General features: G+C 53.4%; 2 protein-coding genes and 1 pseudogene. 1 reads left to right on the top strand and 2 read right to left on the bottom strand.

What is annotated here, in order from left to right; translation table 11 throughout:
* Positions 1 to 516 precede the first annotated feature (516 nt).
* Together iolB and RTK32_RS20120 are read right to left on the bottom strand one after the other, a co-directional pair.
* Positions 517 to 1,338, bottom strand: a complete 822-nt coding sequence (gene iolB / locus RTK32_RS20125; protein ID WP_312047044.1) for a 5-deoxy-glucuronate isomerase — start codon at positions 1,336 to 1,338, stop codon at positions 517 to 519.
* 18 nt (positions 1,339 to 1,356) lie between these two features.
* A complete protein-coding gene (locus RTK32_RS20120) occupies positions 1,357 to 2,859 on the bottom strand; it encodes a CoA-acylating methylmalonate-semialdehyde dehydrogenase (protein WP_312047042.1) in 1,503 nt (500 codons plus the stop codon).
* 545 nt (positions 2,860 to 3,404) lie between these two features.
* Between RTK32_RS20120 and RTK32_RS20115 the strand changes: the two are divergent.
* Positions 3,405 to 3,576, top strand: a pseudogene (locus RTK32_RS20115) (inosose isomerase); the annotation flags it as partial.

Below are 3,576 nucleotides of genomic sequence, written 5' to 3'. Positions count from 1 at the left end.
CGCTGTGCAGCAGCAATTTTCGTCACTCTGACGGCGCCACATGAACACTCCGTCGTTCTCGCTGTTGGATCGAAACTCAGCGCGCCACTGCGATCGGATCGTACAGATCGCCCCCGGATCCGGGAGGCAGAGCGCCATCATGGCCGCACTGTTTTCGCTGTGTTAATGGGTAAAGCGTCGCGCAATAAAACTTGTCGGGGCCGGTGAAATGGCACAAACATATTGCACGGAAGGATTCCGGATGATGCCAGAAGCGATCGGGGCAAATAGATCCTGAAGGGAAAAGGGATACTTTTTCCAGTCTGTAGCTGCATTGCAGGTGCATCTGAGGGCGCCCTTTCAGTCTACGACGGCGCACACACCGTGGCGGTTAAAGCAGTAAGTGGGGCTGCCGCAGGGTCGGGCCAGAGAACGGATAACCAGAGAAACCTGACAGAAGAAATAAAATAAGCCCGGAACAGATCCGGGCCTCAGATACCGGCAAGAGAGAGTTGTCTATCGCCTCAAAGCCATAAACTAATCCGCTTTACGCGGGTAATCTTCACTGTTGATCCATGCGTGATCTTTTTCCCAACTGAACTTCCACAGGCGAACCGGCCCGGCCATCACGTTCAGGTAGTAATTGTCGTAACCGGCAATAGTCGCCACCGGATGATAGCCTCGCGGCACCGTCACCACATCATGGTTGTAAGCCGCCATGCACTCATCCAGCGAGCGGTCGTCGGTATAGACACGCTGCATGGCAAAACCCTGTTCCGGGTTGAAGCGATGGTAATAGGTTTCTTCCAGATAGGTTTCGGTTTCTGAATCCTCCCTGTCGTGCTTATGGCTGGGGTAAGAACTGGTATCGCCTTCGTCGGTATACACCTCGACCACCAGCAGGCTGTCAGCGGGTTGGTCATCAGGCAAAATATTATGTACCAGCCGTTTATTGCGTCCTTTACCGCGCTTCTCAACGCCCACATCGCCGGGAGCTATCAGGCGCGCCGGCAGATTACCCGAGCCAGGCGCGCGACAGACCGCCAGTTCCAGGTCGGAATCGGCCTGCACCTCTACCCTATCGTTATGCGGCACGTAAACGGAATAAGGCGGCGTGCGCTCAAAAGGTGACATGCGCCTGCCGATATTGGGAAACTCCGCGTCGCGGGTTTTTACCGAAGCCAGCCCGGCCACCAACACCAGACACAGTTCCTGACTACCGCTTTCCAGCTGCAGAGTCTGGCCCTTTTTCAGCTGATAAGCTTCAAAGCCGACATAGCGCCAGTTCGCGCTTTCTGGAGTAATTTGCTGGATACGTCCCTGCGCATCCGGGCGTTGTGCTTTGGATAGCAATGGCATGATGCTTCTCCTTATGAGTTAGCCCAGCGTTGGCATACTGAATTCAGAAACGGTTTTTTGTCCGCTCGGCCAGCGAACGGTCGCGGTTTTCATACGAGTGTAAAAACGCACGCCATCCGGCCCGTGGACGTTTAGCGCACCGAATACAGAACGCTTCCAGCCACCGAAGCTGTGGAAGGCCATAGGTACAGGCACCGGCACGTTAACGCCGACCATGCCCGCCTGGACTTCGCGTACGAAGTCGCGGCCGGTATGCCCGTTGCTGGTAAAAATAGCGCTGCCGTTACCAAATTCATGGCTGTTAACCAGTTTCAGCGCCGTTTCATAATCAGGCGCGCGCATGATGCTCAGCACTGGGCCAAAAATTTCTTCACGCCAGATAACCATATCGGAAGTGACGTTATCAAAAAGCGTGCCGCCCACATAGTAGCCTTCTGTATAGCCCGGCACCTGGAAGTTACGTCCGTCGACAACGAGTTTTGCGCCTTCTTCTACCCCTTTATCGATATAGCCAAGCACCTTTTTCTGGTGTGCGGCGGAGACAACCGGCCCCATTTCATTTTCTTCTTCTTTCTGTATGCCGGGGCCAACGCGCAGGGCTTTAATCAACGGCGTCAGCGCGGCAATCAGCTTATCGGCCGTATCGTCACCAACCGCAACCACAACCGGTAACGCCATGCAGCGCTCGCCAGCAGAACCAAAGGCACCGCCCATAATGGCATTGACCGTAGCATCCAAATCAGCGTCCGGCATCACAATCGCATGGTTTTTCGCCGCGCCAAAAGCCTGCACGCGCTTGCCATGTGCGCTGGCCGTTTTATAAATATGTTCCGCTACGCCAGAAGAGCCAACGAAGCTGACGGCCTGAACGCGTGGATCGGTATAAAGCTGTTCAGCATCTTCATTAGAGCAGTGAATAACATTAAAGACGCCATCCGGCAGCCCGGCTTCCGTCAGGAGTTCGGCCATGCGCACGGAGGCAGAAGGATCCAGCGCTGGTGGCTTAAGCACAAAGGTATTGCCGCAGGCCAGCGCAATAGGGAACATCCACAGCGGTACCATCGCCGGGAAGTTGAAAGGCGTAATGCCGGCGACCACGCCCAGCGGCTGCATCAGTGAATAGCTGTCTACGCCTGTCGCAACGTCTGCCGAATTTTCGCCTTTGATCAAATGAGGGATACCGCAGGCAAATTCCACGACTTCCATCCCACGCGTCAGCTCGCCCAGGGCATCTGACCACACTTTGCCGTGCTCGCTGACAATCAGTGCAGCCAACTCTTCGCGATGCTGTTCCATCAGGGCTTTAAAATTGAAGAGAACGCGCGCACGACGCAGTGGCGACGTGCGGGACCAGCCTTCAAACGCGTTATGTGCCACTTCAATGGCGTGAGCGACCTCTTGGGCCGTGCTTTGTGTCAGCTCGCGCACCGGTTTGCCGGTCGCCGGGTCGTAAACCGGAATCGTTTCGTTGCTGGCGCTCAGAGACGTTTTTCCGCCGATAAAGTTTCCTGTAATAGTCATATCTTGGCCTCTTGAATGGTGGTATTCCCTGCGGGCGGCAGCTTTCTTAGCGGACGGCCCGACCGGACAACTCCCGAATGCGTGCAAAGACACTATTATATTGGAATGAATTTTTCAAATATTCTGGTTTAGAAAATCTGTTTTTAGCGTTATGGATCGCATTTTTTCCTTCGGGATACGGGCGGGTTACAGGCAGCCTCCGTCCAGGCAACTAAAATGAAGATTCCAGACATGATGGGGTTTTTCACTTAAAAAAAAACTTTTTCCGTTGCCGTACCTTCTGTTTTTATCGTGCAAAAAAAAGGCAAAACCTCAGCCCTTCCTCTTCCTGGAAACGAAATTTTGAGAGAAGGATCTAAAAATTTAAATTTCATAGTTCCTTAATAATGAAATAAATGTTTTTCTTATGCACGACTTCAGACAGTCCCGGTACGAACGAAGGGCACAGGTTAATGCCGCTAGTCTGGTTGCTGGTAGCGCCCACAACCCAGCACCTTTGCCAACGTAGATGATGCTTACCCCTTTTACTTTGCAGGAGCAGCAAGATGGCCATTGATCCAACCCGTTTCTGTATTAACCGTAAAATTGCTCCTGCTCTTGGCATCGCGCAATTTTTCCAGCTGGTTCACGGTCTCGGCCTGAATAAGGTCGAACTGCGTAACGACATGCCCAGCGGCAAGGTGACAGATAACCTGAGCTATGAAGAGGTTCGCGAAC

This window comes from Erwinia sp., assembly GCF_031978025.1.
Taxonomy (GTDB): Bacteria; Pseudomonadota; Gammaproteobacteria; order Enterobacterales; family Enterobacteriaceae; genus Erwinia.
This window is presented reverse-complemented; position numbering and strand designations above follow the sequence as displayed.

What these genes read in the sequence shown, in the direction of transcription:
- iolB (WP_312047044.1), bottom strand. Translation starts at nt 1,338, where the DNA reads ATGCCATTGCTATCCAAAGCACAACGCCCGGATGCGCAGGGACGTATC.
- RTK32_RS20120 (WP_312047042.1), bottom strand. Translation starts at nt 2,859, where the DNA reads ATGACTATTACAGGAAACTTTATCGGCGGAAAAACGTCTCTGAGCGCC.